The following is a 25,186-nucleotide window of genomic DNA, read 5'->3' as shown; positions in this document are numbered from 1 at the left end:
GCGAGGAGGTACAACCCGAGGAAGAGCCCTGCCGACAGGAGCCCGGCAGCGAGCACGTGCGTACGGCCCCTCGGCGCTGGGCGGGGGCGGCGCTGGGCGCGTGGTCGCGGTGGTCGTCCGATCACTCGCCTCCCTCGGTGTTGCAGTCGATCATCCCGCACTCATCGGCCGGACACCCCGGAGCGCCGCGGGTGAAACTCGGTTCGCGACCCTCGTGGTGGTCGATCGCCGGTGCTTGAGCCCCGTCCGGGGCCCGCCGTCCTCCGTCGCACCTCGTTGACATCGTTTTCGCACCACCTCTAGTGTCCTCACCACAGGGCACGCTGGGTGCCCGCGCCGCGGCACCGACGCCGCCGGCCGCACATCGCAAGGGAGCGACGATGAGGCAGAGGATCACCAGGACGGTCGCGGGGCTCATCGTGGCCGCGCTGGCGGTGAGCGGCGCAGCAGGTGCCGCCGTCGCCGGGGCAGCGACAGCGGCGGCGGAGGACTCCGTTTTGCTGGAAAACGATTTCGACACGACCTACGACCCCTGGGGGCCTCGTGGTCCCGTGACGCTGGAGATCACGGACGACGCCCGCACCGGCTCCGGCGCCCTGAGCGTCACCGGTCGCACCGCCGAGTGGAACGGCCCCGCCACGGACGTGACCGGCCTGCTCACCGAGGGAGGTGCCCACCAGATCGAGGCATGGGTCAAGCTGCCCGCCGGCGCCACGGACCCCACCGACCTCCACTTCACCGTCCAGGAGACACCCGCCGACGGCGGCGACGACGCCTACACCTGGGTCGGCGGCGCCGTCACCGCCACGGCCGACGACTGGGTGCAGGTCGGCGGCAGCTACACGATGCCGGAGGGCCTGAGCGCCGCACAGCTCTACCTCGAGGCCGCTCCCGTCGGCGACGTCCACCCCGACTTCCTCGTCGACGACCTGTCGATCACCGGCCAGCAGACCGACGGCAGCCTGCCCGACGGGTTCGTCCCCGGCGGCGCGGTGAACCCGACCACCGCACCGGTGTCCGCGGCCCAGGCGGGCAGCGCCGGCGCACCCGTGGCCGCCCTGACGTTCGACGACGGCCCGAACCCGGGCACGACCCCGGCCCTGCTGGACTTCCTCGCCGCGAACGGGCTGCACGCCACCTTCTGCGTGATCGGCCAGAACATCGAGGCCGACGGCGGCGCCGCGCTCCTGCGCCGCATCGTGGCCGAGGGGCACGCCCTGTGCAACCACTCCACCGGCTACGCCGACATGGGGTCGATGACGCCGGAGCAGGCGCAGGCGGACATGATCGCCAACCTGGACATCATCCGCGGCGCGCTCGGCGACCCGAACGCGAAGGTCCCGTTCTGGCGCGCCCCGAACGGGTCCTGGGGCGCCACCCCGGGGGTCGCGGTCAGGCTCGGCATGCAGCCGCTGGCCGTGACGAACACGATCTCCGACTGGGAGACCCAGGACGAGTCCACGCTGACGGAGAACCTGCGTTCCGCCATGACCGACGGCGAGCTGGTCCTGGTGCACGACGGCGGTGGCGACCGTTCGGGATCGCTGGCCGCGGTGCAGACCGTGGTCACCGAGCGGCTGGCCGACGGCTGGGAGTTCACGCCGGTGCAGGGCACCCCGCCCGCGTCGGGCACCGTGCTCAGCACCGACTTCGAGGACGGCCTCGCCGGCTGGGGCCCGCGCAGCGGCGACGAGACCGACCCGACGGTCGAGATCACCACGGCCGACGCCGCGTCCGGCGGGGCCGCGGCCCTGATCGGCTCCCGGGACGGCCAGGGCGACGGCATCGGCCGCGACGTCTCCGACGTCCTGACGCCGGGCGTGCGCTACGAGCTGACCGCCCAGGTCCGGTTCGCCGCCGGCCAGGAGCCGGACGCCGTCTGGCTCTCGCTGGCCAGCACGGCCGACGGCAGCACCAGCTACGCGACGCTCGCCCAGTGGTCCGGTGTCACCGCCGACGGCTGGACCGAGGTCACCGCCTCCTTCCAGGCACCGGCCGGAGCGGAGCAGTACCTGTACCTCGAGACCGACTACAACGGCACCAACACCAGCGACTTCCTGGTCGACGACGTCGTGCTCGCGGTGCCCGAGCCGGAAGGAGTCCAGGACCTCACGCCGATCCGCGAGACGGTCCCGTTCCACACCGGCGTGGCGATCGACTCGCGGGAGACCACGGGCCCGGCCGCCGAGCTGCTCCTGAAGCACTTCGACCAGATCACGCCCGAGAACCACATGAAGCCCGAGGCCTGGTACGACGACGAGGGCACGTTCCGCCCGCATCCCGAGGCCGTCGCGCTGATGGACTTCGCCACGGCGAACGACGTCGACCTGTACGGGCATGTGCTCGTCTGGCACTCCCAGACCCCGGACTGGTTCTTCACCGACGACGCCGGCGAACCGCTGACCGACTCGGCGGCCGACCAGCAGATCCTGCGCGACCGCATGCGCGACCACATCTTCGCCGTGGCCGAGTGGCTCGCCGGAACCTACGGCGAGTTCGGGGCCGACAACCCGATCACGGCCTTCGACGTCGTCAACGAGGTGGTCTCGGACGGCGCCACGGACGACGGCCTGCGTCGCAGCGAGTGGTACCGGATCCTCGGTGAGGACTTTATCGACCTGGCCTTCGAGTACGCCGACGAGGCCTTCAACGACGTCTACGCCGCCGAGGGCACGGACCGCCCGGTCAAGTTGTTCATCAACGACTACAACACCGAGCAGGGCGCCAAGCAGGACCGCTACGTCGCGCTCGTCGAGCGGCTGCTCGAGCGCGGCGTGCCGGTCGACGGCGTCGGCCACCAGTTCCACGTGTCGCTCGCGATGCCGGTGGCCGCGCTGGAGACGGCCCTGGAGCGGTTCGAGGATCTGCCGGTGACGCAGGCCGTCACCGAGCTCGACGTCACGATCGGCACGCCCGAGACGCAGGCGAACCTCATCGAGCAGGGCTACTGGTTCCGGGACGCCTTCCGGATGTTCCGCGACCACGCCGACGCGCTGTACAGCGTGACCGTGTGGGGGCTGACGGACGGGCGGTCGTGGCGAGCCGACAACGGGGCGCCGCTCGTGTTCGACGACGCCTACCAGGCCAAGCCCGCCTACCACGGCGTCGTCGACGGCGACCTGCCGGCGCAGCAGCGTGCGGCGGACGTCTTCGCCGGGGACGTCGCGCTCGACGGCTCGGCGGCGGCCTCACCGCAGTGGGACCGGCTGCCGCGCCACGCGATCACCGCAGCGGGGGAGCAGGTGGCAGGTTTCCAGCTCCGCTGGGCACCCGACCACCTCACCGCCGCGGTCGCGGTCGCGGACGACGCGGTCGAGGCGAGCGACGCCGTGACGTTCGAGCTGGACGGCAGCACCGTCGTCGTCGGCCGGGACGGCTCGGTCAGCGGGGCCGCCGGAGCGGCCGCGGAGGTCACCGGGACCGACGCCGGGTACGACGTCGTCGCGCACCTGCCGCTGGACGGCGCCGCGCAGGGCGACACGGCGGCCCTGGACGTGCGGGTGTCCGACGGCGGCACCACCGCCGGGTGGAACAGCCCCGGCGCCACCGGCACGCTCACGCTCCTGGAGGAGCTGTCGTTCGTCGAGGTGCCCGAGGGGGCGTCCGCGCCGGCGGTCGACGGCGAGGTCGACGACGTGTGGGCCGACGCGGCGTCGGTGACCGCGCAGAAGCCGGTGGAGGGCAGCGACGGAGCCGTCGGTACCTTCCGCACCCTGTGGGTCGGCGACACGCTGTACGTACTGGCCGACGTGACCGACCCGACCTTGGACGTCAGCGGCTCGGACCCGTGGATCCAGGACTCGGTGGAGATCTTCCTGGACACGGGCAACACCAAGAACGGTGGCTACGAGGCCGACGACACCCAGATCCGCGTCAGCGCCGAGAACGCGGTGTCGTTCGGCACCGGCGACGCCGCGGCCCAGGCCGCCCGGGTGACCTCGGCGACCACGCCCACCGCGGACGGCTACCGCGTCGAGGTGGCCGTCGACCTGCTCGGCCAGGGCGGCCTGCGCACGTTCCACGGCCTGGACCTCCAGGTCAACGACGCCGCCGACGGCGCGCGCACCGCGGTGACCTCGTGGGCCGACCCCACGGGCACCGGCTACCAGTACACGAGCCGCTGGGGTGTGGCCGAGCTCGTGGGCCCGGCCGCGCCGCCGGTGCCCGAGTGGGTGGCGGGTCAGGTGTACACCGCGGGGGACGAGGTGTCCTTCGAGGGGTCGGTGTTCCGGGCGTCGTGGTGGACGACCGAGACGCCGGGGGTCTCGCCGTGGGGGTCGTGGCAGGAGATCGCGGTGGCGGGTGACGGGACGGCGGTGTGGACGGCGTCGCGGATCTTCACCGCGGGTGACGTCGTGGTGCACGACGGGTCCCGGTACGAGGCGCAGTGGTGGACCCGCAACCAGGAGCCGGGTGGCAAGCACGGCCCGTGGGAGCCGGTCGACTGATCGCCCCGAGGTAGGCCAACTTCTCGCGGGGTAGGCCAACTTCTCGCGAGGTAGGCAATCATCTCGCGAGAGGTTCGCCTATCTCGCGCCGAGTTTGCCTACCCCGCGCAGGGTTCGCCTACCTCGCGGCGGCGCCCGGCACGGCGGCATAGCCTGACCCCATGGTCGCGCCGGAGCGGGTCGTCATCCACGTGGTCGCGGACTCCACGGGGGACACGGGCGCCCGTGTGGGCCGCGCCGTCCGAGCCCAGTACCCCGGCCTGGACGTCGTCGTCGTCCGCCACCCTCGGCTGCACAGCCAGGAGGGTCTCGACGACGTCGTGGAGCAGCTGCGGGCGGACCCGGACCCCGCCGTCGTCTTCTGCACCGTCGTGGACGAGGCGCTTCACGGCCAGGTGATCGACCGGTGCGCCGAGCTCGGCATCCCGTGCGCCGACCTGCTCACCCCCGCGCTGGACGCCGTGACCGCCCGGACCGGCGCCGCGCCGGCCCGGCTCGTGCAGCCGGTCGGGCTCGCCGCGGACTACTTCGAACGTATCCACGCGATGGAGTTCGCGATCGCCAACGACGACGGCAACGCCACGCCCGAGGGGCTGGCGGAGGCGCAGATCGTGCTGGTCGGGGCGTCGCGCACGGGCAAGACGCCGTTGTCGATGTACCTCGGTTATTTGGGGTACCCGACGGCGAACATCCCGCTGGTCGCCGGCGTCACCCCGCCGCCCGAGCTGTTCCGGATCGACTCCTGGAAGATCGTCGGCCTGACGATCGACCCGGAGCGGCTGCTCACGATCCGGCGCCGGCGGGTGGACCTCATGGGCGTCGGCCTGCAGGACGCCGGCCGCCTGGGCGGGTACGCCGACCTGGGCCGCATCGTCGACGAGCTCGACGACATCACGCGCGTCCAGCGGCGCCTCGGCTGTCCGGTGCTCGACACCACCACGCTGGCCCTGGAGGAGGCGGCGGGTCGCATCATCGACCTGGTGACAGCGCGGCGCCGTACCCGTACAGTCCTGCCCACGCACCGCGACGGGCGCGACGACCCCGCCTCGCCCGGAGCCGAGACGGAGACGAGGTAGCCATGAGCGACCAGTCCGAGCAGGCCCGCAGCACCACCGACCGGCCCGCCGCCGAGCCCGACGCCCCACGCCTCGTGTACGAGCTCGCCGAGGGCACCGCCGACATGAAGCCTCTGCTCGGCGGCAAGGGGGCCGGGGTGGCGGAGATGAGCCGTATCGGCGTCCCCGTGCCCGACGGGTTCACGGTCACCACCCAGGCCTGCGTCGCCACGATGGAGTCCGGCGGCACCTGGCCCGACGGGCTCTGGGCCGAGATCCTCGCCCACCTGGACGCGCTCGAGCAGCGCACCGGACGCCAGCTGGGCGCGGCAGAGCGACCGCTCCTGGTCTCGGTGCGCTCGGGCGCCGTCGTGTCGATGCCCGGCATGATGGACACGATCCTGAACCTGGGGATCTCGGACGAGTCCGTCGTGGGCCTCGCCGAGGAGTCCGGCAACCCGCGGTTCGCCTGGGACTGCTACCGCCGGTTCCTGCAGATGTACGGCGAGGTGGTCGAGGGCGTGCCGGCCCACGCGTTCTCCGACGAGATCGACGCGCTGAAGTCCCGGCGCGGCGTCGAGCAGGACACCGGGCTCACGGTCGAGGACCTGCAGGCGCTCGTCGAGACCTTCCGGACCGTCGCGCTGCGGCACACCGGCGAGGAGCTGCCGACCGACCCGCGCGAGCAGCTGCGCCGGGCCGTGCACGCCGTCTTCGCCTCCTGGGACACCCCGCGGGCCGGGGTCTACCGCAAGGCCCACGACATCCCGGACGATCTGGGCACCGCCGTCAACGTCATGCAGATGGTGTTCGGCAACCGCGGCGACACGTCCGCCACGGGTGTGTGCTTCACACGGAACCCCTCCACCGGCGCGAAGGAGCTCTACGGAGAGTTCCTCGTCAATGCCCAGGGCGAGGACGTCGTCGCCGGCATCCGCACCCCGCTGCCCCTGGCGCAGATGGAGCAGGTGCTGCCCGACGCCTTCCGGGAGCTGCTCGACACGATGGCCCGCCTCGAGCAGCACTACGGCGACATGCAGGACATCGAGTTCACGGTCGACGACGGCAAGCTCTATCTGCTGCAGACCCGCACAGGGAAGCGCACGGCGGCGGCCGCGCTCAAGGTCGCCCGCGACCTGGTGGCCGAGGGGGTCATCGACCGTGAGGCGGCGCTGCGGCGCATCGAGCCCGCGCAGCTCGACCAGCTCCTGCACCCCGGGCTCGACCCCGACCACGGGCAGACGGCGCTCACCCGCGGCCTCAACGCCTCCCCGGGTGCCGGGGTCGGCGCGGTGGTGTTCGACGCCGACACCGCGGCCGAGCGGGGCGGCGCCGGGGAGCCCGTGGTCCTGGTGCGCTGGGAGACCACGCCCGACGACATCCACGGCGTCATCGCCTCCCAGGGCGTGCTCACCTCGCACGGCGGCATGACCTCGCACGCCGCCGTCGTCGCCCGCGGGATGGGCAAGCCGTGCGTCGCGGGCGCGGGCGAGCTGCGGATCGACGCCGAGGCCCGCACCGTGACCGTGGGTGACGTGGTGCTCTCCGAGGGCGACACGATCACCATCGACGGCACCACCGGCGAGGTGTTCGCCGGGGCGTTGCCGCTGGTGCCGCCGCAGATCACCGACGACTTCACCGAGGTGCTCTCCTGGGCCGACGACGTGCGTCGGCTGGGCGTGCGGGCCAACGCGGACACCGGGGCCGACGCCGCCAAGGCCCGCGAGCTCGGTGCCGAGGGGATCGGGCTGTGCCGCACCGAGCACATGTTCATGGACGCCGAACGGCTCCCGGCGGTCCAGGCGATGATCCTCGCCGAGAAGCCGGAGGACCGCGCCGCCGCCCTGGAACGCCTGCTGCCGATGCAGCAGGCGGACTTCACCGAGATCCTCACGGCGATGAGCGGGCTCCCGGTCACGATCCGGCTCATCGACCCGCCGCTGCACGAGTTCCTGCCCGACCTGGTCGAGCAGTCCGTGCTGGTCCAGCGGCTGGAGGACTCGGGGGTGACGGGGCGTGAGCTGGACGACGCCCGCACGGTGCTGGGTCACGTGAAGCGACTCAGCGAGATGAACCCGATGCTGGGGACCCGCGGGGTGCGGCTCGCGCTGCTGTACCCGGAGATCGCGCAGATGCAGGTGCGGGCGATCGCGCGCGCCGCGACGGCCGTGCGCGAGCAGGGCGGCGACCCGCGCGTGGAGATCATGGTGCCGCTCGTCGGTTTCGACGAGGAGCTGCGCCGGATGCGTGCTGTCGTCGAGGAGACGTGGGCCGAGGAGACCGCTGGCGACCTGCCGTGCACGGTCGGCACCATGATCGAGCTGCCGCGGGCGGCGCTCGTCGCCGACGCGATCGCCCGGCACGCGGACTTCTTCTCGTTCGGCACCAACGACCTGACCCAGACGACGGTCGGCATCTCGCGCGACGACGCCGAGGGGTCGTTCCTGAGCGCCTACGTCGAGGCCGGCATCCTGCCCGGCAACCCGTTCGCGAGCATCGACGTCGACGGGGTGGGTGAGCTGGTCCGTACGGGTGTGCGCAAGGGCCGGAGCGCCGTCCCGGGGCTCAAGGCCGGCGTCTGCGGCGAGCACGGGGGAGACCCGGCGTCGATCGCCGTGTTCGACGAGATCGGCCTGGACTACGTCTCGTGCTCGCCGTACCGCGTGCCGATCGCGCGGCTCGCCGCGGCCCAGGTCACGCTCGACGCCTCCGCGACGTAGCGCACCTCTCGCCGGGGTGCGCCACGTCGCGGGCGGGGTCAGCGCTCGGAGACCGTGCCGCCGGCGATCCGGAGGCGACGCGGCGCGCGGCGGGCGACGGCGGAGTCGTGGGTGACCATGACGACGGTGAGCCCCTGCTCCTTCCAGAGCCCCTCGAGCAGCTCCACGATCTCGTCCCGCGTGGCCTCGTCGAGGTTGCCCGTGGGCTCGTCCGCGAGCAGCACCCGCGGCTCCTTGACGAGCGCGCGGGCGATGGCGACGCGCTGCTGCTGGCCGCCGGACAGCTCGCCGGGCAGGTGGTCGGCCCGCTCGTCCAGCCCGACGGAGGCGAGCGCCGCGAGCGCCCGCCGGGTGCGTTCCTCGGCCTTGACGTGCAACGGCACCAGCGCGGTGGCGACGTTCTCGGCCGCGGTGAGCGTCGGGATGAGGTTGTAGTGCTGGAAGACGAAGCCGATGCGCTCGGCCCGCGCCCTGGTCAGCGCCCCGTCGGAGAGCCGGGCGAGGTCGTCGCCGGCGAGCCTGACGCTGCCCGACGTCGGCCGGTCGAGCCCGCCGAGCATCTGCAGCAGGGTGGACTTGCCGCCGCCGGTGGGTCCCTGGATCGCGACGAGGTCGCCGTCGCCGATCTCGAGGTCGACGGATCGCAGGGCGTGGACGGTGCGCTTGCCGGTATAGGTCTTGGTGACGTCCTGGAGCTGGTACATGGTGGGTTCCTCTCGGGTTCGACGGCGGTCAGGCGAGCGAGCGCAGGGCTTCGGCCGGGCGCAGACGTGCGGCGCGCCAGCCACCCACGACGCCGGCGAGCAGCCCGCCGAGCACCGCGAGGCCGACGGCGGCCACGACGACCCAAACCGTCACTGGCGCGGAGAGCACCACGTCGACGGCGCCGGCCGCGGCGTCGGCCACCTGACCGAACGGGCCGCCACCGCCACCACCCCCGGCCGCGGCGCCGTCGGGCAGCCGGCCCCCACCGCCGCCGGGTCCGCCGAAGCTGACGGCGCCCCCGCCGGAGGACCCGGACAGGGTGATGCCGGCGAGGTTGATCGCCACCACCGCGACCGCCCCGAGCGCGACGCCTGCCACACCGCCGATGAGGCCCTGCACCACGGACTCGCCGGCGACCTGCCCGACCACGCGGCGCTTGGCCCAGCCGATGGCCTTGAGGGTGCCGAGCTCGCGGGTGCGGCGGTTGACGCCGGAGACGGTGAACAGGATCGCCAGACCGAACGCCGCGGCCAGCACGATGACGCTGAGCCAGGTGCCGAGGGTCCCGACCAGCGACGACGCGGTGGACAACGACCCGGTGACGTCGCCGGCCAGGTCGGACTGGGTGCTGACGGACGCGTCGGGCAGCTCCGCGGCGATGGCGTCCGCGACGGCGTCGACGTGGTCGGAGGAGTCGACCGAGACGTAGACGTCGGTCACCTGGCCGTCCAGGTCCGCGAGGGACTGCGCCAGGGCCAGCGGGACGTAGACGTCGGAGGCGGTCGCCACGCCGTCGCCGGTCGTGGAGGTCACCGTGCCGACGACCTCGACGTCGCTGCCACCCACGGAGATCGTGTCGCCGACGGCGATCTCGGCGGACTCGGCGTAGGCGGCGTCCAGCACCGCGACGTCCTCGTCGCCGGCCTCGAGCCCGCGCCCGTCGGCGACCTCCACGGTGGTGAGCGGCCCGACGGCGTCGGCGGCCGGATCGAGGCCGGTGACCGTGAACGAGTCGACCTCGAACGCGCTCCCGCCGGCGCCGTCGGGGCCGCCCGCGGGCGCTTCGGAACCGTCCTCGCCGTCGGAGCCCCCGGCGCCCGGCTGTCCCTGCCCGCCACCGGCCTCCATCTGCTCGCGCATGGCGTCGAAGTCGGGCATCTCGCCGCTGAAGGAGGTGCTGGTCAGCGTGAGCGTGGCGGCGGCGCCGGTGACGTGCTCCACGCCCAGGACGTCGTCCAGCGCGGTGTCGTCGAACGAGGCGCTGCCCCGCTCCACGGCCAGCCGGGCCTGGTCCAGGGACCGCGTGCCCTCGTCGTCGGCCTCGCCGTCCTGGGAGTCGAACTCGAACCGGCCGGGTCCGCCGCCGCCGGCCTCGCCCGCCTGGGTGACGGTCACGTCGGTCCCGACGCCGTAGACCGACTCCAGGACGGACGCCTGGGCGTCACGCACGCCCGCCGACACCGACGAGACGACCATGACCAGCGCGATCGCGACGGCCAGGCCGACCGCGACGACGGCGGTCTGCTTGCGTCGATGCCGCAGCTCGCGGCGCAGGTAGGTGAGGAACATGCCACTCCTTCTGGGGTGGGCCGGAGGCCCGCGGACGACCCGACGCCGTCAGGTCTGGACGTGGCGGAACCTAGGCGGCCGACCTGGTGCGGACCTGCCACGAGCCTGTGACGAACCTGTGAACGTGCAGTTCGGGGCGGCGTCGTCGGCGTGCGACGTCGCCGGTGACGTGGTCAGGCGGAGGGCTGCTCGTCCTCGGGCGTCTGCTCCAGCGCTCCGGCGATGCGCTGCTCGATCGCGTCGGTCGCGGCGTCGGGGAGCACGATGATGCCCTCCAGCTCCCGGGTGGCCCGGCGGTAGGCCGACTGGCGTTCCGCCTGGCTCGCGCCGGCGTCGTCGGCGATGGCCAGCAGCTTCTTCGCCCGGTCGACGGCGCGACGTTCCTCGGCGGAGAGGTCGGAGGCGAGGCGCCGCCTGGCCTCCCGCTCGGCGACGTCGAACGTGAGCTGGTACTCGCGGACCGCCTCGCGGTAGCGGTCCAGGCGACGGCGGTCCCGCAGCTCGTCGAGGTCGTCGGGCCGCAGCCCCTCGGCGTCGCGCCGGGCGCGGTGGAAGTCCACGGTGACCTGCTCGCGCATGTCGGTCATGACCGGGTGCTCGAGCATCTTGACGGCGTCGAGCTCGTACTCCAGCCAGCGGCGGTCGGTGTCGGCGTGCACGGCCACGACCCGTTCGATCTCGCTGGTCAGGGACTCCTCGGCCTCGGTGGCGGCGAGCCGGTCGGCGTGCTTGAGGCGGTAGAGCTCGATCTTGTCGCGACGCCGGCGCTCGTCCCACTTCCGGGCGCCGCGGACCCACCCGCCGGCGATGCCGCTCAGCGGGAAGACCAGCCACCAGTAGGAGCCGACGAACTCCCAGAACCCGTCCACCGCCGCCACGATAGTCCGATGTGTCGGACCCGCAGCGGCCGGTCCGGTGTCCGGGACGACCGCCTGGTGGGCCTCCGGAGCGACCGCGCGGCGACGGGGCTACGCTGGGGGCGTCAACCCTCCATCGTCGCGGGCGTCGGCTGCCCGGACGCACACGTGTCCGAGCCTGGTCCCGACAGCCCGCGAGCCCCTGCAGAAGGAGCATCCGTGGCAAGCATCGAAGCCGTTGGCGCACGCGAGATCCTGGACTCTCGCGGTAACCCCACCGTGGAGGTCGAGATCGCCCTCGACGACGGCACCTTCGCCCGTGCCGGGGTCCCGTCCGGCGCCTCCACCGGCGCCTTCGAGGCCGTCGAGCGCCGTGACGTCGACGCCGACCGCTACCTGGGCAAGGGTGTCGAGGGGGCGGTCAACGCCGTCATCGACGACATCGCCCCCGAGCTCATCGGCTACGACGCCGAGGAGCAGCGCCTCATCGACCAGACGCTCATCGAGCTCGACGGCACCCCGAACAAGGGCAAGCTGGGCGCGAACGCGATCCTCGGCGTCTCGCTCGCGGTGGCCAAGGCCGCGGCGAAGAGCGCGGGCCTGGACCTGTTCCGCTACGTCGGCGGCCCGAACGCGCACGTCCTGCCCGTGCCGATGATGAACATCCTTAACGGCGGGTCCCACGCGGACTCGAACGTGGACATCCAGGAGTTCATGATCGCCCCGATCGGCGCGACGTCCTTCAAGGAGGCGCTGCGGACCGGCGCGGAGGTCTACCACGCGCTGAAGTCGGTGCTCAAGGCCGACGGTCTGGCCACCGGGCTCGGCGACGAGGGCGGTTTCGCGCCCAACCTGTCGAGCAACCGTGCGGCGCTCGACCTCATCATCACCGCCATCGAGAAGGCCGGCTACACCCCGGGCTCCGACGTGGCGCTGGCCCTGGACGTCGCCTCCACCGAGTTCTTCTCGGAGGACAAGTACGCCTTCGAGGGCAAGAGCCTGCAGGCCGCCGAGCTCATCGAGTACTACGAGCAGCTCGTGGCGGACTACCCGCTGGTCTCCATCGAGGACCCGCTGGCCGAGGACGACTGGGAGGGCTGGAGCACTCTGGTGTCCCGGGTCGGCGACAAGGTCCAGATCGTCGGCGACGACCTCTTCGTCACCAACCCGGAGCGCCTGGCCAAGGGCATCGAGACCAAGGCCGCGAACTCCCTGCTGGTCAAGCTCAACCAGATCGGCACGCTGACCGAGACCCTCGACGCCGTCACGCTCGCGCAGCGCAACGGCTTCACCACGATGACCTCGCACCGCTCCGGCGAGACCGAGGACACCACCATCGCGGACCTGTCGGTGGCCACGAACGCCGGTCAGATCAAGACCGGTGCCCCGGCCCGCGGCGAGCGCATCAACAAGTACAACCAGCTCCTGCGCATCGAGGACGCCCTCGACGACGCCGGCCGGTACGCCGGTCGCTCGGCGTTCCCGCGCTTCCAGGGCTGACCCGCGAGGTAGGCAACCTCCCTCCGAGGTAGGCACCGTCGGCGCGAGGTAGGCGACCTCACGCCGAGGTAGGCAACATCGGCGCGAGGTAGGCCGTGATCCGGCGGCACGACGACGGCCGGTGGCTTCCGTACGGAGGTCACCGGCCGTCGTCGTCCCGGGAACCGGACCCAGCGGGCGAGTCGGGCCTACGTCGTCGGGATGTCGCCTACCTCGGCGGGATATCGCCTACCTCAGCGCGACGTGGCCTCCGTCGTCGCGAGGTGGCCTACCTCGGCGCGGCGCGGCTCGGCGGGAGGTGGCCGGCGGGACGTGGCCGGCCTGTCGGCGCCGGGCGCGCCGACGCAGGTCCCCGACGTGCGGCGTCGCCTTCGGCAGAATCGGAGCGTGCCCTCCCGTCGTCCCGCCACGCCCCGCCGCCCCGCCTCCCGCCCGGGTGCCCGTCCGGCCGCGCGCGCGACGTCGCGCACGGGCGGACGCGGACGCTCCACGGGTGCGTCCCCGCGGGCGGGCAGCTCGGGGAGCAAGGCTGCGGGTCGCAGCACCCGCCGCCCGTCGGGGCCGGCCCGTGACGAACGACGGCGCAGCCGGCTCGGGCTGGTCCTGCCCGAGGTGCTCACCGTCCGCCTGCTGGTGCTGGGCGTCGTGCTGCTGCTGGCGTTCGTCCTGCTGCTGCCGACCGTGCGGGGCGCGGTGCAGCAGCAGGCCGAGATCGACCGCCTGCAGGCCGAGCTGGCCGCGCACGAGACCGAGCGCGACGAGCTCACCCACGAGCTCGCGCGCTGGGACGACCGCTCCTACGTGATCCAGCAGGCCCGCAGCCGGCTCAACTACATCCTGCCGGGTGACACCCCCTGGCGGGTGGTGGACGGCGACACGGCGGCGGACGCCGACTCCGGGGACGGCGAGGCCACGGCGTCGCCGACGAGCACGGGCCGGACGCCCACGGTGCCCTGGTACCAGGCGATGTGGGAGTCGGTGCGGGTGGCCGATGACCCGGACGCCGGGACGCTGCCCACCGAGGAGCGTGACGGGTCCGACGCCGGCGACGTGCCCTCCGAGGAACCCGACGGGGGACAATAGTCGGCGTGACCCGCGAAGCCCCCGCCCCTCCCGACGACCCGACGGCCGTGACGGACCGCGACCTCGAGGTGCTCGCCGAGCAGCTCGGCCGGACGCCCCGCGGCGTGGTCGGCATCGCCGCGCGCTGCGTGTGCGGGCGCCCCCTGGTGGTGCGTACCGCCCCGCGGCTGCCCGACGGCACGCCGTTCCCGACGACGTACTACCTGACGCACCCGGGCGCCGTGGCCGCGGCCTCGCGCCTCGAGGCCGACGGCGTGATGGCCGAGATGACGCAGCGGCTCACCGAGGACACCGAGCTCGCCGCCGCCTACCGCGCTGCCCACGAGCACTACCTCGCCCAGCGCGCCGAGCTGGGGCACGTGGCCGAGATCGAGGGCATCTCGGCCGGGGGCATGCCCACGCGGGTCAAGTGCCTGCACGTCCTGGTCGGGCACGCGCTGGCGGCCGGGCCCGGCGTGAACCCGCTGGGTGACGAGGCGCTGGAGCGGGTGCGCGACCAGTGGCGCCCGGACCGGTGCTCGTGCTGAGGGCCCGCCGGTCGGCCGTGCGCCTGTCGGTCGCAGGTGGCAGGGTGCGGTCGTGATGAGCAGCACCCGTGTCGCCGCCGTGGACTGCGGCACCAACTCGATCCGCCTCCTGATCGCCGACGTCGCCCCCGACGGCACCCTGACCGAGCTCGACCGCCGCATGGAGATCGTGCGCCTGGGGCAGGGGGTGGACCGCACCGGCGAGCTCGCCCCCGAGGCGCTGGAGCGCACCCTGGCCGCGACCCGCGAGTACGCGAAGGTCGCCGCCGAGCTGGGTGCCACCCGTGCGCGGTTCGTGGCGACGTCGGCCACCCGCGACGCCCGCAACCGCGACGAGTTCTTCGAGGGGGTGCGCGCGGCGCTGGGCGTCGACCCGGAGGTGGTCACCGGGGCCGAGGAGGCCCGGCTGTCCTTCCGCGGCGCCGTCAGCGGCGCCGCTGGAGCGCACCCCGGTCCCTACCTGGTGGTGGACCTGGGCGGCGGTTCCACCGAGCTGGTCCTCGGGACGACGACGCCGGACGCCGCGATCTCGATGGACATCGGGTCGGTCCGGCTCACCGAGCGGCACCTGCACTCCGACCCGCCGGCTCCCGAGCAGGTCGCCGCGGCACGCGCCGACGCCGACGCCGCGCTCGACGCCGCGGCCGCCGTCGTCCCCTTCGGCCGGACGGCCACGCTGGTCGGCCTGGCCGGCTCGATCACCACGGTCACGGCGCACGCACTGGGGCTGGCCACGTACCGGCGCGACGTCATCAACGGGGCGCGGCTGGCCGTGCCCGACGTCCTGTCCGCCTGCGGTGACCTGCTGGGCCGCACGCGTGCCGAACGCCTCGCGCTGGGGTTCATGCACCCGGGCCGGGCGGACGTCATCGGGGCCGGCGCGCTGCTGTGGTCGCAGGTGGTGGCCCGGGTGCGCGACGACGTCGCGGCCTCGGGCGGCGAGCTGACGCACGTGGTCACGTCCGAGAGCGACATCCTCGACGGCATCGCCCTGTCGATGGGCTGAGGGAGACCGGGCTCGGACGTTCGTGTCCGGACCGTGACGACCGTCGCTGCCCATCCGCGCGCGAGCGGTCCGCGGGCAGTCGTAGACTGAGGATCATGCCTCAGAACGTTCTGACGACGGATACCCCTGCCCAGGACGCGACCGCGCCCACCCCGCGCCCTCGCAAGGTGCCGCGGATCGTGGTGCTCGGCGGTGGTTCCGTCGGGCTCTACGTGGCGCGACGCCTGCGCAAGAAGCTGGGCAAGCGCGAGGCCGCGATCGTCGTGGTCGACCCCCGCCCGTACATGACCTACGCGCCGTTCCTGCCCGAGGCCGGCGCAGGATCGATCGACGCGCGCGACGTCGTCGCCCCGCACCGCATCGCCCTCAAGGGCATCGACGTGCTGCAGGGCAAGGTGCGCCAGATCGCGCACGGCGACAAGAAGATCACGATCCGTCCCGAGGAGGGCCCGGACTACGAGGTCTCGTACGACCACGTCGTGATCGGTCTCGGCTCGGTCTCCCGCACGCTGCCCATCCCGGGCCTGGCGGAGCAGGGCATCGGCTTCAAGAACGTCGAGGAAGCCATCGCGGTGCGCAACCACGTGCTGAACCGCATGGACGTGGCCTCCTCGACGTGGGACGCCGACCTGCGCAAGAAGATGCTGACGTTCACGTTCGTGGGCGGCGGCTTCGCGGGCATCGAGGCGCTCGCCGAGATCGAGGACATGGCGCGGTACGCGACGCGCAACTACCCGACGATCGAGGAGTCGGACCTGCGGTTCGTCATGATCGAGGGCGCGGGCCGCATCCTGCCCGAGGTGTCCGAGCCGATGGGGGAGTGGGCGCTCGAGGAGCTGAAGAAGCGCGGCATCGAGTTCCACCTCAACACCTTCCTGTCCTCCTGCGAGGACGGGCACGTCGTGACCTCGACGGGGGTCGAGTTCGACACCGAGACGCTCGTGTGGACGGCCGGCGTCAAGGCGAACCCGGTCATCAAGGACCACTCCGACCTGCCGTACGACCGCATGGGCCGGGTCACGGTCAAGGCGACGCTGCAGGTCGCGACCGCGAACGAGGACGGCACGACCGGCGACGTCGTGCCGGACGCCTGGGCCGCGGGCGACTGCGCCGCGGTGCCGGACCTGCTCAACCCGGGCTCGTTCTGCCCGCCGAACGCGCAGCACGCGATCCGCGAGGCGACGCAGCTCGCGGACAACATCATCGCGACCCTGAAGGACGAGCCGCCGACGGAGTACAAGCACAAGAGCGTCGGCGTGGTGGCCTCCCTGGGCATGTACAAGGGTGTCGCGGAGCTCTTCGGCTTCCTCAAGCTCAAGGGCCCCCTGGCCTGGCTGGCCCACCGCGGCTACCACGTCTCGGCCATGCCGACGGGCAACCGCAAGCTGCGCATCCTGGTGGGCTGGACGGGACAGTTCCTCATGGGCCGGGAGATCGTCTCCCTCGGTTCGCTGCACGACCCGCGCGACGAGTTCCGCAAGGCCTCGGTGCCGCCCAAGAACGCCGGCGGCGCGTCGGGCGGCAAGGTCGAGCAGAAGGCGCAGTCCTCGGCGGCGGCGGCCGAGAAGGGCTGACCCGGCCAACGGACGCACGGGCGGTCTCGCTCGGTCGTTCCCACCTGGCTCGGTACCGTGAGGTGTCGAGCGAGGTCGGAGCCGCCGAACGAGGCCGCCCGTCGTCGTCCCGCACCGCCCCCGTAGCCCAACTGGCAGAGGCAGCCGGCTTAAAACCGGCCCAGTCCCGGTTCGAACCCGGGCGGGGGCACTATGTCTGACCTGCGTCGACGTATCGTCGCGGCACCCGTGTACACACGCCCGGTACACACGTGCGCCCCGGTGCGCACGAGGTTGCCCGAAATTCGCATCACTTCACCCTGTGGATATCGCTCCGACGTCTCACTCCTGATCCGTCGCAACGTCGTCGGCCGCGATCTGCCGGTGCACGGCTCGGCGAGCTCCGGGTCACGGCCGGGGCGCTAGGGCAGCCGTCCGGTGACGTCGCGGTACTCGGCGTCGAGCTGGGCCAGGGCGAGCACGGTCAGCGGGTCCATCGGTCCAGGGTGGCCCACCAAGAGCGATGGCGGCGGCGTGGTCCACAAGGGCTCGGCTCAAACGGTCAAGGTCAGCGAGATGCGCCCGCTGCCGGACGAAGCCTTCGAGCTCCACGTCACCATCGGCGCCGCGTCCGTGTGCCGGCGTCCGCGCGACCGACCGCCGCGAGGACATCGTCCGCCTGGCTCGCCAGGGCCTGTCCTGTCGCGCGATCGCCGACCAGGTCGGCCTCGGCAAGTCCGCCGTGAACAAGCTGCTGCAGGCCGAGGGCCCGCTGACCGCGTGAACTTCACCCGGTGCCGCGCCGACCAGCGGCGCGGCACCGGGTAGCCTCCGAACGACCCCACCTCGAAGAGGAACAGGACCGTGCGGACCGAGTACCGAACCAACACTGACCTGGCGTTCCATGCGATAGCGGGCATCGTCCTCTGTACCGTCGGCCTCGGGGCCATGACGTTCACCATCGTCGACGGCATCGTGTCGCTCTCCAAGCCTGACACCGGCGGACTCGTGATCGGTGGCCTTCTGATCGCCGGCGGCCTGGTGTTTGGCCTCATGGCCTTGCACCGCTTCCTGGTGCTTCACCAGGAGCAGACAGACCACCTGGCCGACGCCGTCGAACACGTCCGACGGATCGCGGTTTAGACCGAGCGCACCTAATCTGGCGCGCCGAACGACCTACGGACACACCACGGGAGATGCGAACATGGACCGTCCCAGCAGCCTAAAGAGCACCGTCCTCAACGACTCGCGCCAACCTGCACGCGTCAAGCCGCCCGAGTTAGGCGCTGCGTATGCGGCGCTAGGATTCGTCGGCTCTGTGGCTGGACCGGCGATGGTGGCCATCGGGTTGTCGATGAACACGAGCTACTCCAACGACGGTGGCCCGTTGGTGCTCATCGGCGGGATCGTCGGCGTCCTCGGCCTAATCCTTGCTGCGATGGGCATCTTCTTCGCCGTGAGCAACCTCGACACGATCGCCGCCGTGAAGTTCAACGAGGAGCTGCGAACGCTGCGAGCCGTCAGGTCGGAGGACGTGACGGGCCCCGAAGTGTAGGGAGACCACAGGAGACGTGCTAGCCAGACTTGTGGGAGGGCCCTGGGACGGTCTGGCCGGCGAAGTGCCTGGTCCCGGCTCCTACATGCAAGCGCCCGAGGTCAAGGGAGACCCTGAAACCTGGTGCTTCGAGCGCGGGCTAGACCCGGCCGACGTGGACGCCCATGCTGCCGCGACCCGAGCCCTGACACGCATGGTCATCGTCCCCGTCCGTCCCGACGGGACTGCGCACTGGGCGGACCGGCGGCCCGCACCACGCAGATCTGGACCAGCAAGCTCCAGGAGCTGACCTGAACTCGGCGGGTGGGTGAATTGCGGGGTGATCTGGGAATTCCGGGCGACCCCGCGGGGGCCGTGCCAGTAGCATCCGGTCATGGTCCTCGCCTCCGAACTGACCCCTTCCAGGGTGAACAAGGCGGGGAAGACCATACGTCGGGTGCTGCGGGGGGACGCCGAGCTGGACCCCGACCGGTTTGAGCAAGCCGTCGACATCTTGCTGGCCTTCCGAGCAGCACACCAACGACCGCTCACCACCGCCAACATGGGGCTGCGGTCGATGGTTCGCACCGAGCGGTGCGCAAAGGCTGAGGTTTCGCAGCGCCTGAAGCGGGTGCCCACGATCTTGGACAAGCTCGTCCGGGAGCCCACGCTTCCGCTCTCGCGCATGCAGGATCTGGGCGGATGCCGGGCCGTGCTCTCGTCGATCGACGAGGTCTACCGCGTACAGTCGCGGATCGCGAAGCGACGGACGATCGAGTCTGTAAGTGACTACATCGAGGAGCCACGGGCGTCCGGCTACCGCGGAGTACACGTGATCGCCTGGTACAAGGACCGTCGCATCGAGGTGCAACTTCGGACCCAGGTGATGCACCAGTGGGCTGTCACCGTCGAGCAGCTGTCCGCTGCGATAGGCAAGGACGTGAAGTCCGGCTACGGGCCCCAGGAGGTTCAGGACCTCATGCAAGCCATCTCACATGCGATGGCGATTGAAGAACAAGGTGGCATAGTGGAAGATGAACTGCTTCACGAGATGAGGGCGCGGCGAGAGGCCGCAGCCCCGCACCTGGCAGGAGGAGAGCGATGAGTGCAGGCAGTATCCACCACTACCTGCTCGTGTTCGACCACGCGGAGGGTCAGCTGATCGAGCAGGTTGACTTCCGCAGCGATGGCACCAAGGCGGTCAAGGAGTACGCGGCGAAGGAGCAGGAGTACCGCGACCGCAAGGACATCGAGATCGTCCTGGTCGGCTCAGACTCGATCGAGACCGTCAGGATGACGCACGCAAACTACTTCGATGGCTCGATCGCGATGTCGAAGTGGCTGCAGGGGATCGTCCCCGATCACGTCCGCTAGTCACGTTCCGAACGGCGGCGACGGCCCCCCTCCCCATCGCGGGAAGCGGGGGCCTTCGCCATGCTCGGACGCCTAGCTGGCCGGCGGCCGCCAGCTGAGCTCGAGGAGCCGCTCGACCTGACGGTCACCGAAAATGAGGCGTTCCTCGCCATCGAGCTGGTGCAGGAGATCGACGACCTCGGTCTTGGCGTCGGACACCTCGGCGAGCTCGTAACCCTCGGGCATGTCCGCGGACAGTGACGTGATGTCCGGGACGCCGTCCGCGCCGACGGGGGCGGGGTCGGGCACCTCGGGCAGGGACGCGATGAGTGTCCGCACCAGGGTGGTCGCTGCGGCGACGGCGGCCTGTCCGGCGACGGACGACCAGGCGACGGCGTCGAACGTGGCCGCGGCCGCGAGCGCCGCGGCGAAGACCTGAGCGAAGCTGCGGACGGTGCGGGATAGGATGGCTCGCCAGCGCGGGACCGGGGTGCCGGCCTTCTCGGGCAGGCTCGCGAGCGAGGTTGCGATGGACAGGGTGGCCGCGAGCGCGAGCGCGAGCGCGAGGGCGAGGCCGGCCTGCACGAGCTGCGTCGTTGACGGCTCGATGATGAGCAGTGCGAGGAACGGTAGCGCGGCGACGAGCACGGTCTGCAGGGAGCGCAGGCCGGCGGCGCGCCAGAGCTCGGCGCTGAAGAGCTTCATGGGTGGGTGGTCCTTACCGTGGTCGAGGTGTGGGGTCGGCGGGGTCAGCGCTTCTTGTCGCTGCGCAGCGCGAGGTAGGCGCGGTCGGTGTCGGGACCCCAGATGCCGTCGACGGTGACGCCGAGGACCTTCTGGATGGCGGCCACGGTGTCGTCGTGGCCGGCGCGGGACTTCGGGCCCCACTTGTCGTCGGGGCGGGTGCCGACGGCGCGCTGGGCGGTCTTGACGCCGTCGGGGAACTTGTTGCCGCGCCAGTTGGAGGCGGCGCGCACGGCCTGCAGGCCGGTCTAGCGAACCTCACGTTCTTGTGGGGGCCGGTTCGAACCCGGGCGGGGGCACCGCCGTCGGCCGCCGGCTGATAGTTGCTGCAAGCAACCAACTGGCGTAGTCTCGTCGTGTCCCCGCCCTCCCGAGGAGGTACCCCCGTGGCTGCGCACCGCGACGAGCCGAACAAGACCGCGATCTACGCGACCGCCCTGACCGCGTTCTTCGCGATCGCCGGCATCGCGATCGTCGACCCGATCCTGCCCGTCATCGGGCACGAGATCGGCGCCAGCACCTGGCAGATCGAGATGCTCTTCACCGCGTACGTCGCGGTGATGGCCCTCGGCATGGTGCCGGCCACCGTCGCGACCGGACGCTTCGGGTACAAGAAGATCCTCGTGGCCGGCGTCGGCCTCGTGGCGGTGGCGGCGATCGGCGCGGCGCTCGCCGGCAGCCTGCTCGGACTGTCCCTCCTGCGCGGGCTCTGGGGACTGGGCAACGCCATGTTCTTCGTCACCGCGATGGTGCTGCTGGTCTCCCTGGCCAACGACCGCGGCTGGGCCGTCGAGCTCTACGAGACCTGCCTCGGCCTCGGCTTCGCGCTCGGCCCGCTGCTCGGCGGCCTCCTCGGGCAGATCTCGTGGCGGGTGCCGTTCTTCGCGTGCGGCCTGTTCATGGTCGGCGCCCTGGTGCTGTCGGTGCTCAAGCTGCGCGACCCCGCCGAGCGGCCCGCGCCCTTGCGCTACCGCGAGGTCTTCGCCCCGTTCCGCCGCCCCGCGTTCGTGGTGCTCTCGGTGATCATCGCCGCGTACAACTTCGTGTTCTTCATCGTGCTGGGCTACACCCCCATCGCGCTCGGGCTCGACGTCGTCCCCCTCGGTCTGGTGTTCACCGGCTGGGGCGTGGGCCTCGCGTTCGGCATCCTGGTGGTCGGCCACCGCCTCGCGCACCGGATCGGTGCGGTGCAGACGGTCGCGATCGCGCTCGTCGTCCTGCTCGCGGCGCTCGTGGGCCTGGCGACCTCGCCCGGCACGACGGCGTCGGTCGTCTGGCTCGTCCTCGCCGGCCTGGCGATGGGGGTCACCAACGCCAACGTCACCGATCTGGCCCTGGGGGTCGGCGACCCCGACCGGCGCGTGACCACCGGTGCCTTCAACCTGGTGCGCTGGGGCTTCGCAGCCCCGGCGCCGGTGGTCTCCGGTCTGCTGGCCGAGCACGTGGGCCTCGCCGCGCCCTTCTGGGTCGGCGCCGGCGTCCTGGTCGTCGGGGTCGTCACGATGCTCGTGCTGGGGCACCGGATCGCCGACGGCGTGGGGGAGCGGGTGCTGTGGCGCCGCTGGAACCGCGCGGCCGCCCAGGTCGAGGCCACCCCCGCGGAGGCGATGACCGAGCTGTGACGTCGGGCGCCCCGCGGTCACCCGTGCGCCGCGGACGCCGCCGAGCCGGGTGACGGCACCCCGTGCGCCCGGGCGACCTCCTCGGCCGATCCGGCGATCGCGCGCAGCACCTGCCGCACGGCGCGCCGTCGAGCCCGGTCCGGCCGCATCACCGCCGAGACGTGGCGGACCGCCGGCACGCCCGTCAGCGGCCGCAGCGTCAGGCCCGAGCCGGTCGTGGTGGTGAAGCGCGGCAGCACCGCGAGCCGGTCGCTCGCAGCCACCAGCGCCTCGACCAGCCGGTTGTCCACCAGGCGCTGCCGGACGTCGAGCCGCTGGCCGGTGGCCTGCTCGACGCCACGCAGGACGGTGTCGAACGGGTAGCCCCGCGGCACGCCGATCCATGCCTCGCCGACGACGTCCTCGACGCTCACGGTGCGCTGTGCCGCGAGACGGTGCCCGGCGGCCATGGCGACGTCGAGCGGCTCGTCGACCACCGGGACGACGTCGAGCCCGTCGGTCCCGGCGGGCCGCACGCTGGTCAGACTGTGCGCGACGACGACGTCGTGGTCCGCGGTCAGCGCGCCGAACTCGGCCTCGGCCACGTCCGCGTCCGTGAAGCGCAGCTCGATGCCCGACTCCTCCAGGCGCCGCTCGAGCACGGGGTACAGGAACGTCGCCGCGCTCGGCAGCGCCGCCAGGGTGACGGTTCCCGTCGGCTCGTGGCGGAACGTGTCCCAGCGGGCCTGCACCTCGGCGAGGGCGGCGGCGACCTGGACGCCGCCCTCGGCGAGCAGCCGGCCGGCGTCGGTGAGACGGACCCCGCGACCGTGCGGCTCGACCAGCGGGGTCCCCAGCTCCCGCTGCGCCGTCCTGAGCTGCTGGGAGACGGCCGACGGTGTGCGGTGGGTCGCGGCCGCGACGGCGGTGATGCTCCCGCGGTCGGCGAGCTCGCGGAGAAGGTCCAGGTGGCGCGCTTCCATGAAGGCATCCTACAGAGATAGGCAAGAAAGCATCGCTTGTGCTACAGAGATCTGGCGGTGACGATGACGACATGCCGCCCCGCCACCGTCTCCTCGCCGTCGTCGTCGCCCTGCTGTGGGGGCTGAACTTCCTGGCCATCGACGCCTCGCTGGGACACTTCCCGCCGATGTTCCTCGTGGCGCTGCGCTTCGCGCTGCTCGCCGTCCCCACGGTGCTGTTCGTCCCGTGGCCCCGGGTGCCGGTGCGCTGGCTGATCGGGTACGGCCTCGGGTTCGGCGTCCTGCAGTTCGCGTTCCTCTACTGGGGGATGGCCGCCGGGATGCCCGCCGGCCTCGCGTCGCTGGTGCTGCAGGCCTCCGGACCGTTCACCGTGGTGCTGGGGGCCACGTTCCTGCGGGAGCGGGTCGGTCCGCGCCAGGTCGTCGGCATCGTCGTGGCGATGGCCGGCCTCGCCGTCGTCGGCTGGCAGCGGGCCGAGCACGCCGCGCTGCTGCCGTTCCTGCTCACGCTGGCCGGCGCGTTCGGCTGGGCGATCGGCAACGTGTGCAACCGGCAGGCGCGCCCCCGCAACCCTCTGCACCTGGCGATGTGGATGTCGGTGGTCCCGCCCCTGCCGATGCTGGCCGTGTCGCTGCTGGTCGAGGGGCCCGAGGAGATCACGACGTCGCTGACGACCTGGGGCGCCCCCGGAGCGACCGCCGCGCTCGTCGGGCTCGCCTACACCGTGGTGCTCGGCACCGTGGCGGGATCCGGGCTGTGGACCTGGCTGATGGCGCGCCACCCGGCGGGCGTCGTGGCGCCGTTCTCGATGCTCGTGCCGGTGTTCGGCATGTCGGCGGCGTGGGTGGTGCTGGGCGAGACCGTCTCCGCCGGGGAGCTGGCCGGTGGCGTCCTCGTGGTCGGCGGGGTGCTGCTCGGCAGCCGGCCGGCACGGCCCCGGGCCGGCGCGCCGGACCTGGTCGGCCCCGCGGCTGACGGGGCCCTCAGTCCTGCGGTTCCGGATCGTCCCGCAGCTCGTCGACCAGCGGGAACGCGTTGAAGTGGATCTGGACGGGGGACGCTCCGGGCGTGCCCTCCTGGCCGCGCAGCGGCGCGAGGTGCTCGTCGACGAACCGGTCGTAGGCGGCGATGACCTCCTGCAGCTGCTGCGGTGTCGCCCAGAGGTGCGAGGTGCTCAGCGTGATCGCGTGCAGCCACCTGCCGTACCGCGGGTCGGTGCGGTCGGCCTGTTCCATGGCCTCGAGCAGGCGCCACACCTTGGCCTGGCGGGTGCGCTCGAGCTCGGCGTTCACGGACGTCTTCGCCGTGCGGGCGCCGGCGTCGTCGTCGTCGTCGATCCCGATGCTGTAACCACCGGGCGCGGACTCCCACCAGCGCTCCCGCGCGGTGCCGCGCCCCTCGACCTCGCGGACGAACCCGTGCTTGGCGAGCTGGCGCAGGTGGTAGCTGGTCGAGCCGCTGGACTCGCCGACGAGCTCGGCGAGCCGGCTCGCCGTGAGCTCGCGGTGGGTGTGCAGCAGGTCGAGGATCTGCACCCGCAGCGGGTGCGACAGGCCCTTCAGCCGGTTCGAGTCAACGGCGTCCGACCGCTGGTCCGCCTCGGGGGCTGGCTCGGTTCCCATGGGACGACCGTACTGCGACGACGTCTCAGCGCAGACCCAGGGGATTGATCTGCGCGGTGTTGTCGCGCGCCCGCTCCGAGGCGGCGTGCCGGCGGGCCGCCGCGGCGCGCCGGGCGGGGGACCCTGCTAGGCGCTGCTCGACGCGACGGTGCGCGACGGCGGCCAGTCGGGTCCCGGCGGCGACGCAGGCGCGCCCGGCCCCGTCGATCAGGCGGTCCAGCGCGGTGCGGTGGGTCGAGGACGGTGCGGTGACGGCGACGATCATGGCTTCTCCCGGTCTGCTCACGGCGGCTGCTGCAGTGCCAACATAGCGCTGCAAAGAAGA

Annotated in this window: 23 protein-coding genes and 1 tRNA gene; 16 read left to right on the top strand and 8 right to left on the bottom strand. The window is 72.4% G+C overall.

Translation table 11 applies throughout. From position 1 onward, the window contains the following. Positions 1-380: 380 nt before the first annotated feature. The 3 genes from ACIQLL_RS11680 (at position 381) to ppdK (ending at position 8,223) form a co-directional block, all read left to right on the top strand. Positions 381-4,448, top strand: coding sequence for an endo-1,4-beta-xylanase (locus ACIQLL_RS11680; RefSeq protein ID WP_402467040.1), 4,068 nt, complete (start codon positions 381-383; stop codon positions 4,446-4,448). 161 nt (positions 4,449-4,609) lie between these two features. Further along, positions 4,610-5,524 carry a pyruvate, water dikinase regulatory protein gene (locus ACIQLL_RS11675; protein WP_402467038.1) on the top strand — a complete coding sequence of 305 codons (915 nt, stop codon included), beginning with the start codon at positions 4,610-4,612 and terminating at the stop codon, positions 5,522-5,524. 2 nt (positions 5,525-5,526) lie between these two features. Continuing rightward, the gene (gene ppdK, locus ACIQLL_RS11670) at positions 5,527-8,223 is read left to right on the top strand and encodes a pyruvate, phosphate dikinase (protein WP_402467036.1); all 2,697 of its coding nucleotides are present in this window, start codon (positions 5,527-5,529) and stop codon (positions 8,221-8,223) included. A 38-nt stretch (positions 8,224-8,261) separates the two neighbouring features. Here the strand turns inward: ppdK and ACIQLL_RS11665 are convergent, their stop codons facing one another. The 3 genes from ACIQLL_RS11665 to ACIQLL_RS11655 form a co-directional block, all read right to left on the bottom strand. Further along, a complete protein-coding gene (locus ACIQLL_RS11665; RefSeq protein ID WP_402467033.1) occupies positions 8,262-8,927 on the bottom strand; it encodes an ABC transporter ATP-binding protein in 666 nt (221 codons plus the stop codon). A 28-nt stretch (positions 8,928-8,955) separates the two neighbouring features. Next, positions 8,956-10,497 carry an ABC transporter permease gene (locus tag ACIQLL_RS11660; RefSeq protein WP_402467030.1) on the bottom strand — a complete coding sequence of 514 codons (1,542 nt, stop codon included), beginning with the start codon at positions 10,495-10,497 and terminating at the stop codon, positions 8,956-8,958. A gap of 173 nt (positions 10,498-10,670) precedes the next feature. Further along, positions 10,671-11,366: a hypothetical protein gene (locus ACIQLL_RS11655; RefSeq protein ID WP_402467028.1), complete on the bottom strand. Its 696-nt coding sequence runs from the start codon at positions 11,364-11,366 to the stop codon at positions 10,671-10,673. 207 nt (positions 11,367-11,573) lie between these two features. Here ACIQLL_RS11655 and eno point away from each other — a divergent pair, with 207 nt between their 5' ends. The 11 genes from eno to ACIQLL_RS11600 all read left to right on the top strand — a co-directional run bounded on the left by eno (position 11,574) and on the right by ACIQLL_RS11600 (position 19,931). After that, positions 11,574-12,854: a phosphopyruvate hydratase gene (gene eno, locus ACIQLL_RS11650; RefSeq protein ID WP_402467026.1), complete on the top strand. Its 1,281-nt coding sequence runs from the start codon at positions 11,574-11,576 to the stop codon at positions 12,852-12,854. Positions 12,855-13,241: 387 nt separating this feature from the next. Further along, on the top strand, positions 13,242-13,937 hold the full coding sequence (locus tag ACIQLL_RS11645) for an FtsB family cell division protein (RefSeq protein WP_402467024.1): 696 nt from the start codon (positions 13,242-13,244) through the stop codon (positions 13,935-13,937). A 5-nt stretch (positions 13,938-13,942) separates the two neighbouring features. Beyond that, on the top strand, positions 13,943-14,464 hold the full coding sequence (locus ACIQLL_RS11640) for a DUF501 domain-containing protein (RefSeq protein ID WP_402467021.1): 522 nt from the start codon (positions 13,943-13,945) through the stop codon (positions 14,462-14,464). A gap of 55 nt (positions 14,465-14,519) precedes the next feature. After that, positions 14,520-15,470 carry a Ppx/GppA phosphatase family protein gene (locus tag ACIQLL_RS11635; protein WP_402467019.1) on the top strand — a complete coding sequence of 317 codons (951 nt, stop codon included), beginning with the start codon at positions 14,520-14,522 and terminating at the stop codon, positions 15,468-15,470. Between the two features lie 95 nt (positions 15,471-15,565). After that, positions 15,566-17,044: an NAD(P)/FAD-dependent oxidoreductase gene (locus tag ACIQLL_RS11630; protein WP_402467017.1), complete on the top strand. Its 1,479-nt coding sequence runs from the start codon at positions 15,566-15,568 to the stop codon at positions 17,042-17,044. A gap of 116 nt (positions 17,045-17,160) precedes the next feature. After that, positions 17,161-17,234 (top strand) — tRNA-Leu (locus tag ACIQLL_RS11625). A gap of 312 nt (positions 17,235-17,546) precedes the next feature. After that, positions 17,547-17,807: a helix-turn-helix domain-containing protein gene (locus ACIQLL_RS11620; protein WP_402467015.1), complete on the top strand. Its 261-nt coding sequence runs from the start codon at positions 17,547-17,549 to the stop codon at positions 17,805-17,807. 80 nt (positions 17,808-17,887) lie between these two features. After that, a complete protein-coding gene (locus tag ACIQLL_RS11615; RefSeq protein ID WP_402467012.1) occupies positions 17,888-18,166 on the top strand; it encodes a hypothetical protein in 279 nt (92 codons plus the stop codon). A gap of 175 nt (positions 18,167-18,341) precedes the next feature. Continuing rightward, positions 18,342-18,578 carry a hypothetical protein gene (locus ACIQLL_RS11610; RefSeq protein WP_402467010.1) on the top strand — a complete coding sequence of 79 codons (237 nt, stop codon included), beginning with the start codon at positions 18,342-18,344 and terminating at the stop codon, positions 18,576-18,578. A 373-nt stretch (positions 18,579-18,951) separates the two neighbouring features. Continuing rightward, positions 18,952-19,662 (top strand): RelA/SpoT domain-containing protein, encoded by a 711-nt coding sequence (locus ACIQLL_RS11605; RefSeq protein WP_402467007.1) that lies wholly within the window; start codon positions 18,952-18,954, stop codon positions 19,660-19,662. Then, positions 19,659-19,931, top strand: a complete 273-nt coding sequence (locus tag ACIQLL_RS11600) for a hypothetical protein (RefSeq protein ID WP_402467004.1) — start codon at positions 19,659-19,661, stop codon at positions 19,929-19,931. The genes ACIQLL_RS11605 and ACIQLL_RS11600 overlap by 4 nt, the downstream gene beginning before the upstream one ends. 72 nt (positions 19,932-20,003) lie before the next feature. Here the strand turns inward: ACIQLL_RS11600 and ACIQLL_RS11595 are convergent, their stop codons facing one another. Beyond that, positions 20,004-20,615: a hypothetical protein gene (locus ACIQLL_RS11595; protein ID WP_402467002.1), complete on the bottom strand. Its 612-nt coding sequence runs from the start codon at positions 20,613-20,615 to the stop codon at positions 20,004-20,006. Between the two features lie 44 nt (positions 20,616-20,659). Further along, a complete protein-coding gene (locus ACIQLL_RS11590) occupies positions 20,660-20,887 on the bottom strand; it encodes a hypothetical protein (protein WP_402467000.1) in 228 nt (75 codons plus the stop codon). Positions 20,888-21,040: 153 nt separating this feature from the next. Here ACIQLL_RS11590 and ACIQLL_RS11585 point away from each other — a divergent pair, with 153 nt between their 5' ends. Next, complete coding sequence (locus tag ACIQLL_RS11585; RefSeq protein WP_402466996.1) at positions 21,041-22,276, top strand: MFS transporter; 1,236 nt, start codon at positions 21,041-21,043, stop codon at positions 22,274-22,276. Between the two features lie 17 nt (positions 22,277-22,293). Here the strand turns inward: ACIQLL_RS11585 and ACIQLL_RS11580 are convergent, their stop codons facing one another. Next, positions 22,294-23,238 carry a LysR family transcriptional regulator gene (locus ACIQLL_RS11580; RefSeq protein ID WP_402466995.1) on the bottom strand — a complete coding sequence of 315 codons (945 nt, stop codon included), beginning with the start codon at positions 23,236-23,238 and terminating at the stop codon, positions 22,294-22,296. A gap of 71 nt (positions 23,239-23,309) precedes the next feature. On the opposite strand from ACIQLL_RS11580, the gene ACIQLL_RS11575 reads away from it, so the two are divergent. Further along, positions 23,310-24,278 carry an EamA family transporter gene (locus ACIQLL_RS11575; protein ID WP_402466992.1) on the top strand — a complete coding sequence of 323 codons (969 nt, stop codon included), beginning with the start codon at positions 23,310-23,312 and terminating at the stop codon, positions 24,276-24,278. Here ACIQLL_RS11575 and ACIQLL_RS11570 read toward each other — a convergent pair. Both ACIQLL_RS11570 and ACIQLL_RS11565 read right to left on the bottom strand, forming a co-directional pair. After that, a complete protein-coding gene (locus ACIQLL_RS11570; protein ID WP_402466990.1) occupies positions 24,223-24,861 on the bottom strand; it encodes an ArsR/SmtB family transcription factor in 639 nt (212 codons plus the stop codon). The two genes, ACIQLL_RS11575 and ACIQLL_RS11570, sit on opposite strands and share 56 nt — an antisense overlap. A gap of 25 nt (positions 24,862-24,886) precedes the next feature. Beyond that, on the bottom strand, positions 24,887-25,147 hold the full coding sequence (locus ACIQLL_RS11565) for a hypothetical protein (RefSeq protein WP_402466987.1): 261 nt from the start codon (positions 25,145-25,147) through the stop codon (positions 24,887-24,889). Positions 25,148-25,186 lie beyond the last annotated feature (39 nt).

The organism is Isoptericola aurantiacus (assembly GCF_044769875.1).
Classification (GTDB): domain Bacteria; phylum Actinomycetota; class Actinomycetes; order Actinomycetales; family Cellulomonadaceae; genus Isoptericola; species Isoptericola aurantiacus.
This window is presented reverse-complemented; position numbering and strand designations above follow the sequence as displayed.

What these genes read in the sequence shown, in the direction of transcription:
- ACIQLL_RS11680 (WP_402467040.1), top strand. Translation starts at nt 381, where the DNA reads ATGAGGCAGAGGATCACCAGGACGGTCGCGGGGCTCATCGTGGCCGCG.
- ACIQLL_RS11675 (WP_402467038.1), top strand. Translation starts at nt 4,610, where the DNA reads ATGGTCGCGCCGGAGCGGGTCGTCATCCACGTGGTCGCGGACTCCACG.
- ppdK (WP_402467036.1), top strand. Translation starts at nt 5,527, where the DNA reads ATGAGCGACCAGTCCGAGCAGGCCCGCAGCACCACCGACCGGCCCGCC.
- ACIQLL_RS11665 (WP_402467033.1), bottom strand. Translation starts at nt 8,927, where the DNA reads ATGTACCAGCTCCAGGACGTCACCAAGACCTATACCGGCAAGCGCACC.
- ACIQLL_RS11660 (WP_402467030.1), bottom strand. Translation starts at nt 10,497, where the DNA reads ATGTTCCTCACCTACCTGCGCCGCGAGCTGCGGCATCGACGCAAGCAG.
- ACIQLL_RS11635 (WP_402467019.1), top strand. Translation starts at nt 14,520, where the DNA reads ATGAGCAGCACCCGTGTCGCCGCCGTGGACTGCGGCACCAACTCGATC.
- ACIQLL_RS11630 (WP_402467017.1), top strand. Translation starts at nt 15,566, where the DNA reads ATGCCTCAGAACGTTCTGACGACGGATACCCCTGCCCAGGACGCGACC.
- ACIQLL_RS11620 (WP_402467015.1), top strand. Translation starts at nt 17,547, where the DNA reads ATGGCGGCGGCGTGGTCCACAAGGGCTCGGCTCAAACGGTCAAGGTCA.
- ACIQLL_RS11605 (WP_402467007.1), top strand. Translation starts at nt 18,952, where the DNA reads ATGGTCCTCGCCTCCGAACTGACCCCTTCCAGGGTGAACAAGGCGGGG.
- ACIQLL_RS11600 (WP_402467004.1), top strand. Translation starts at nt 19,659, where the DNA reads ATGAGTGCAGGCAGTATCCACCACTACCTGCTCGTGTTCGACCACGCG.
- ACIQLL_RS11595 (WP_402467002.1), bottom strand. Translation starts at nt 20,615, where the DNA reads ATGAAGCTCTTCAGCGCCGAGCTCTGGCGCGCCGCCGGCCTGCGCTCC.
- ACIQLL_RS11580 (WP_402466995.1), bottom strand. Translation starts at nt 23,238, where the DNA reads ATGGAAGCGCGCCACCTGGACCTTCTCCGCGAGCTCGCCGACCGCGGG.
- ACIQLL_RS11575 (WP_402466992.1), top strand. Translation starts at nt 23,310, where the DNA reads ATGCCGCCCCGCCACCGTCTCCTCGCCGTCGTCGTCGCCCTGCTGTGG.
- ACIQLL_RS11570 (WP_402466990.1), bottom strand. Translation starts at nt 24,861, where the DNA reads ATGGGAACCGAGCCAGCCCCCGAGGCGGACCAGCGGTCGGACGCCGTT.